The organism is Nonomuraea maheshkhaliensis, from assembly GCF_039529435.1.
GTDB lineage: Bacteria > Actinomycetota > Actinomycetes > Streptosporangiales > Streptosporangiaceae > Nonomuraea > Nonomuraea maheshkhaliensis.
Window position 1 is genome coordinate 41,834 of the sequence record NZ_BAAAMU010000072.1, and the last position, 6,096, is coordinate 47,929.

The 6,096-nt window shown below is 70.0% G+C and carries 5 protein-coding genes; 2 read left to right on the top strand and 3 right to left on the bottom strand.

The window, feature by feature from the left end; translation table 11 throughout:
* Positions 1–38 precede the first annotated feature (38 nt).
* Positions 39–371: a hypothetical protein gene (locus tag ABFX54_RS36390; RefSeq protein WP_346111262.1), complete on the top strand. Its 333-nt coding sequence runs from the start codon at positions 39–41 to the stop codon at positions 369–371.
* Between the two features lie 293 nt (positions 372–664).
* On the opposite strand, the gene ABFX54_RS36395 is transcribed toward ABFX54_RS36390, so the two are convergent.
* From ABFX54_RS36395 to ABFX54_RS36405, 3 genes are all read right to left on the bottom strand, one after another.
* Positions 665–2,317 (bottom strand): DNA repair helicase XPB, encoded by a 1,653-nt coding sequence (locus ABFX54_RS36395; protein ID WP_346111264.1) that lies wholly within the window; start codon positions 2,315–2,317, stop codon positions 665–667.
* Positions 2,318–2,452: 135 nt separating this feature from the next.
* Positions 2,453–2,806: a DUF4190 domain-containing protein gene (locus ABFX54_RS36400; protein WP_346111265.1), complete on the bottom strand. Its 354-nt coding sequence runs from the start codon at positions 2,804–2,806 to the stop codon at positions 2,453–2,455.
* Between the two features lie 140 nt (positions 2,807–2,946).
* Entirely contained in the window at positions 2,947–4,425 is a 1,479-nt protein-coding gene (locus ABFX54_RS36405) for a class I adenylate-forming enzyme family protein (protein WP_346111266.1), read from the bottom strand.
* 352 nt (positions 4,426–4,777) lie between these two features.
* Here ABFX54_RS36405 and ABFX54_RS36410 point away from each other — a divergent pair.
* On the top strand, positions 4,778–6,096 hold a 1,319-nt coding region (locus ABFX54_RS36410), incomplete at its 3' end, for a hypothetical protein (RefSeq protein ID WP_346111267.1).

The following is a 6,096-nucleotide window of genomic DNA, read 5'->3' on the forward strand; positions in this document are numbered from 1 at the left end:
GCATTTACCGGCGGCGGTCTGGGTACGCACAGGAGGTGGTGCGGGTCCAGCTTCGTTTCTCGCCGGTCATCCCCACGATCGCGAGCTTCCTGCTCGCCGCGCTGTGGGGTCTGTCGGTGTTCGCTGGGTGGGGGGCGCAGGCGTTCTGCGCGGGCGGGGAGGCCGCCTCACTGTGCTCGCAGCGCCTGTCCACGGTCTCCGCCGTCTCCGGGCTGTTCGCGGTGCTGGCCGCCTGCTGCACGGTGGCCGCCTGGCTGCTCCCGTGGCCTCGGCACGATCCCCACGCCTTCGCGCGGCTGATGGGCGCAGGGGTGCTGGCGTGGATCGTCGCGGAGGGCGTGCTCTTCCTCGGGGGTCTGCTCGTGCGCTGAGGGGCCTGCCGGTGCGCCGAGGGGGCATGTTTGACGTGCTCGGCTTGCGCGAATTACCACAGATCCGTACGTTCGTAACGAACCTGAGAACACCGAGATAATCGGGCATTTCAGGTGGGTTTGTCGGATCATGGGGGTATGTCGCAGGCGGCGTGATAGTACGCAGGTGAGGGGGGTGGTTCGAATGTCGTCGGCCCGCGGAGTCTCGTGGACATGACACCACGCGGAAGTGCCCGGCCGCTCGGGCGAGCGGCCGGGCATCACCATCTTTAGACGTCGTTCCCAGACGCCCCTCAGACGCCGCCGAGCACGTCGTCGGCGTCGATGATCTGGTACGCGTACCCCTGCTCGGCCAGGAACCGCTGCCGGTGCGCCGCGAACTCCTGGTCCACCGTGTCCCTGCTGACCACCGTGTAGAACCGCGCGCCCCCGCCGTCGGCCTTGGGCCGCAGCACCCGCCCGAGCCGCTGCGCCTCCTCCTGGCGCGAGCCGAACGTGCCCGACACCTGGATCGCGATGGCGGCCTCCGGCAGGTCGATGGAGAAGTTGGCCACCTTCGACACCACCAGCACCTGGATCTCCTTGTCGCGGAACGCCTGATAGAGGCGTTCGCGCTCCTTGACCCGGGTCTCGCCCTTGATGACCGGCGCGTTGAGGTGCTCACCCAGCTCGTCGAGCTGGTCGATGTACTGGCCGATGACCAGCACCTGCTCGCCCAGGTGGCGCCGGACCAGCGCCTCGGTCACGTGCGTCTTGGACGGCGTCGTGGCGCAGAAGCGATAGCGCTCGTCGGACTCGGCCATCGCGTACGCCAGCCGTTCCTCGTCCGTCAGCGTCACGCGCACCTCGACGCAGTCGGCCGGCGCGATCCAGCCCTGGTTCTCCATCTCCTTCCAGGGCGCGTCGTAGCGCTTGGGACCGATCAGCGAGAACACGTCGCCCTCGCGCCCGTCCTCGCGCACCAGCGTCGCCGTCAGCCCCACCCGCCTGCGGGCCTGGAGGTCGGCGGTCATCCGGAAGATCGGCGCGGGCAGCAGGTGCACCTCGTCGTAGACGATCAGGCCCCAGTCGCGGGCGTCGAACAGCTCCAGATGGCTGTAGACGCCCTTGCGCCTGGTGGTCATCACCTGGTAGGTCGCGATGGTGACCGGGCGGATCTCCTTCTTGGTGCCGGAGTATTCGCCGATCTCGTCCTCGGTCAGGGACGTGCGCTTGAGCAGCTCGGTCTTCCACTGGTGGGCCGAGACCGTGTTGGTGACCATGATGAGCGTGGTGGCCTCGGCGTGGGCCATGGCGGCCGCGCCGACGATGGTCTTGCCCGCCCCACAGGGCAGCACGACCACGCCAGAGCCGCCGTTCCAGAACGCCTCGGCCGCCTCGCGCTGGTAGGGGCGCAGCTCCCAGCCGTCCTGCAGCAGCTTGATCGGATGCTGCTCGCCGTCGACGTAGCCGGCCAGGTCTTCGGCGGGCCAGCCGAGCTTGAGCAGCGCCTGCTTGACGTTGCCCCGATCGCTCGGATGCACGACCACGGAGTCGGCGCCGATCCGCTCGCCCAGCATCGGCTGGATCTTCTTCGAGCGCAGCACCTCTTCGAGCACGGCCCGGTCGGTGGAGGTGAGGGTCAGGCCGTGGACGGGGTCCTTCTCCAGCCGGAGCCGGCCGTAGCGGGCCATGGTCTCGGCGATGTCCACGAGCAGCGCGTGGGGCACCGGGTAGCGGCTGAAGCCGATGAGCGCGTCGATGACCTGCTCGGCGTCGTGGCCCGCGGCGCGGGCGTTCCACAGCGCCAGCGGGGTGACGCGGTAGGTGTGCACGTGTTCTGGAGCGCGTTCGAGCTCGGCGAACGGGGCGATCGCCTTACGGCAGGCGTCGGCCCTTTCGTGGTCGACCTCAAGCAGCAGCGTCTTGTCCGACTGGACGATCAGCGGTCCATCGCTCACTGGCATTTCTCCGTGGGGTTCAGACGGGGGCTCGGCGCGACAGGACCATCGTCTCGTGATCCCGGCGTCCCCGCTTCAAGACTCCAACAACGGTGGAGCCAGGATTAGTCCACGATGCCAATGGAGGCTGGCCAGCGCGGCTCAGTCGTCGAACGCGCCGCTGACCCCGAGGATGACGAAGCCGGCGATGGTCAGCACGAAGCCCGCGCCGAACAGGATCCAGCTCCACATCACCATGCTGCGGGCCGAACGCGGATCGGTGGCGGCCCGGCCGAGGGCCAGGCCGGCCAGGATCGCGCCGGGAATGCCGAGGATGTTGCAGCACGAGACGACCGCGAGCAGGTTGAGCACGAGGGAGACGATGGCGTTGGCGTTGGGGCCGTTGTTGCGCGGTGGAGGCGTGCCGTAGCCGTAGCCGTACTGCGGGGGCGGCTGCTCACCGTAGGGGGCGCCATAGGGCTGGTACGGATAGCCCGACGGGTCTTCCTGACTCATGTTCACCTCCAGACAGGTCAACACTTATCACGGAATTGGCCGGCGCCTGACCCGATATACGAGATCACAGGGCCTCCGGGCATCGCTCGCATGAGAGCGCCGAAGCCTCCGAGCGTCGTTCGCGCGAGACCACCGGGCGCTCAGCCGAGTCGTTCCCGCAGCGCCTTCCGGTCCAGCTTGAGCACGCTCGTCACCGGGACGGAGTCGACGAAGCGCACCTCACGGGGATACCTCACCCGCCCCACCCGGTCCCGCGCCCACCCGATCAGTTCCTCGGCCGTCACCTTCGCACCCTCCCTGAGCTGCACGAACGCCACGACCTCCTCCCCGAGGTGCGGGTCGCGGCGGCCCACGACGCCCGACAGCACGACGTCCGGATGCCGGTTGAGCGCGTCCTCCACGTCGCGCGGGAAGACGTTGAAGCCGCCCCTGATGATCAGGTCCTTCTTCCTGTCCACGATGTAGAGGTAGCCGTCGTCGTCCACGCAGCCGATGTCCCCGGTCCGCAACTCGGCCCCGACCAGCGCCGTGCCCTCGGGGTCCGGCTCGTGCTCGCCCCAGTAGCCGAGCATCAGCGACTCGCCCGAGACGCAGATCTCGCCCACGTCCCCCGTCTCCACCGCCTCGCCGTCGCCGTCACGGACGGTGATCGAGTAGCCGGCCAGCGGCAGGCCGACGCTGCCGACCCGGCGCCGGCCCGGCGGGTTGAAGGTGGTGACCGCGCTCGTCTCGGTCAGGCCGTAGCCCTCCAGGATCTGCGTGCCCGGCATCCTGCGCTCGAACTCCTCCAGCGCCTCCCGGCCGAGCGGCGCCGCGCCGCAGGTGAGGAAGGCCAGGTCGGGCAGGGGGTGCTCGTCGAGCGGCTCGGCGAGCAGCAGGTGGATCATGGTGGGGACGACGCTGCCGTACTGGACGCGGTGCTCGGCGGCCAGCGCGAGGAACGCCTTCGGGTCGAACCAGCGCATGAGCACCGCCTGCTGCGGCTCGGTGGCGTGCATCGAGGCGACGGTGACGATCAGCCCGTACGCGTGCGACAGCGGCACGGGGATCAGCGCGCGGTCGAGACCCTCCTGGCGGGACAGCTCGAAGGCGTCCTTGGCGACCTGCCACAGGCCGCGGTGGCTGAGCATGACGCCCTTGGCCCGGCCCGTGGTGCCGCCGGTGTACATGAGGGCGGCCAGGTCGCCGGGGGAACTGGTCACGGGGCCGCGTCCGGTCGCCTGCTCCAGCTCCGCCGTGTCCACGTAGACGGGGATGTCCACGTCGGCGGCGCGTACCGTGGCGGCCAGTTCCGGCGAGGTGACGATCGCGCGGGCGCCGCTGTCGAGCAGGATGTGCCGCAGCTCGTCCGGCCCCACCAGGAACACCACCGGCGTCACCACCGCGCCCGCCGCCCACAGCGCCTGGTAGATGAGCGGCACCTCGGGGCAGTTGGCCATCATCACGGCCACGCGGTCGCCGGGCCGGATCCCCGCCTCGGCGATTCCGCCGCACATCCGGCGCGCCCGCTCGGCGAGCGTGTGACTGCGGTGCCAGACGCCCTCGTAGAACACCGAGTCGTGGTCGTCGAAACGGTTCCACGACTCCTCGGCCAGACGGCCCAGCGTTTGCTCGGTCACATGCCCAACCTGATGCGAGTGAGGAGGCGCAGTCAAGCCTCCTTCGCCTTGACTAGTCATTGTGGACGGTCTTCATGTAGCCCGTAAATGAGCATAAATCCGCTTTCGTGTCATTTGTGTTTTCAGTTTGGCCGGGATCGTGTAATGGTGGAAGATCTGAGGGCCGCGAGGTCTTGAGTAGTGAGGAAAGAGTCCGTCCCGCGTATCCGGATCGACCTGACCGCGCGACCGTTTCCGCAGGTCGGGCCAGCAATGGTGACGCTGTGCGACTCCGCTGTACGTGAATGAAGAAACTTGTTGGGCAGGAAAGCTTCCTGTAGAAAACTTCCCCGTTAATCCCGAGGTGACTTTCGTGACCGAAACGCCTGCACCGGGCGAGATCGACCTCGACAACATAACGCTCACCGGAAGTCTCAGAACGGTCGGTGACCATCTCCGTGCCGTGGCCGGTCCGGCCACGGGAGACCTCAGCCGGAGGGAGGCCGACGCGCTGCTCTGCCCCTACCTGGAGCCGGGCGGCTTCCCCGAGGCGATGCGCCGGTTGACCACCCGCCACCTGCTCGTCCTCGTCGGGGAGGAGGAGACGGGCCGGCGATTAGGCGGGCTCGCGCTGCTGTCACGCATGTCGCTGGCCGAGAGCACGATCACCGTGCTGTCCCCGGCGGCGGGGGCGGGCGAGCTGCTGACCGGCATCGACTACGAGCCGGGCCGGGCCTACCTGCTGCACGACTGGATCACGCCCAGCACCGACCGCACCGAGCTGGTCAACCTGGCCCGCAAGCTGGCCGAACTCGGCTCCTACCTGGTCGTCACCAGGGGCGGCGAGCTGTCCCAGGCGGTCGAGGTGGAGCAGCGGTGGACCGTGCCGGAGCGGGGAGAGCTGTTCGACCTGTGCCTGCGCACGTTCGACCGGCGCGCGGGGCTCGGCGGCGACGAGGTGGGCAGGGCCAGGGACCTGGCGCTGACCCTGGCCACCCCCGCCGAGGTCGTGCGCCTGGCCGCGCGCCTGACCCGGGGCGACGAGCCGGCCGGTGACGAGGTGGCGGCCTGGTTCGACACCAAGCCGCCCATTCGCGAGGTGCTGGCCGTGGCGGCGCTGGCGTTCACCCACCGGCTGGCCGGGTCCGTCTACGAACGGCAGCTCGCCCGGCTGGAGAAGCTCTGCGAGGAGCAGAGTCACCGTCCCGCCTCGGGGCCGCTGATCGGCGCCGAGGGCGGGCGCACCGGCTTCCGCGCGGCCCACCAGCGCGAGCGGGTACTGGGGGAGCTGGTCGCGCGCTACGCGTTCTGGCTGTGGCAGCCGCTGCGCGCCTGGGTGCTGTCGCTGCCTGGGCAGGGGCCCGCGGTCCAGCTCCGCGCCGCGGAGGGCGTGGCGTTGCTGGCCCGCCACTCCCCGAACGAGGTGCGGCAGGAGTTCCTGGAGGTGTGGGGGCAGGGGAGCGCGGCCGAGCGGGTGGCGGCGGCCAACGTGCTGTCGTACATGTGCGCCGACGACACCCTCGCTCCCGAGGCGCTCGGGGTCGCGCTGCGCTGGGCGGCCGACCCCGCGGACCTCAGGGCCACGACGGCGGCCCTGGCGCTGGGCGGCGGGCTGTCGGTCCGCTATCCGGCCGACTCCGACCGGCAGCTGCGGCGGCTGGGGTCGGCCGGTGGGGCCGCCCCGGCGGGCGC

Bases quoted from the DNA above. Each gene is read 5' to 3' on its own strand.
- ABFX54_RS36395 (WP_346111264.1), bottom strand. From the start codon at position 2,317: ATGCCAGTGAGCGATGGACCGCTGATCGTCCAGTCGGACAAGACGCTG.
- ABFX54_RS36400 (WP_346111265.1), bottom strand. From the start codon at position 2,806: ATGAGTCAGGAAGACCCGTCGGGCTATCCGTACCAGCCCTATGGCGCC.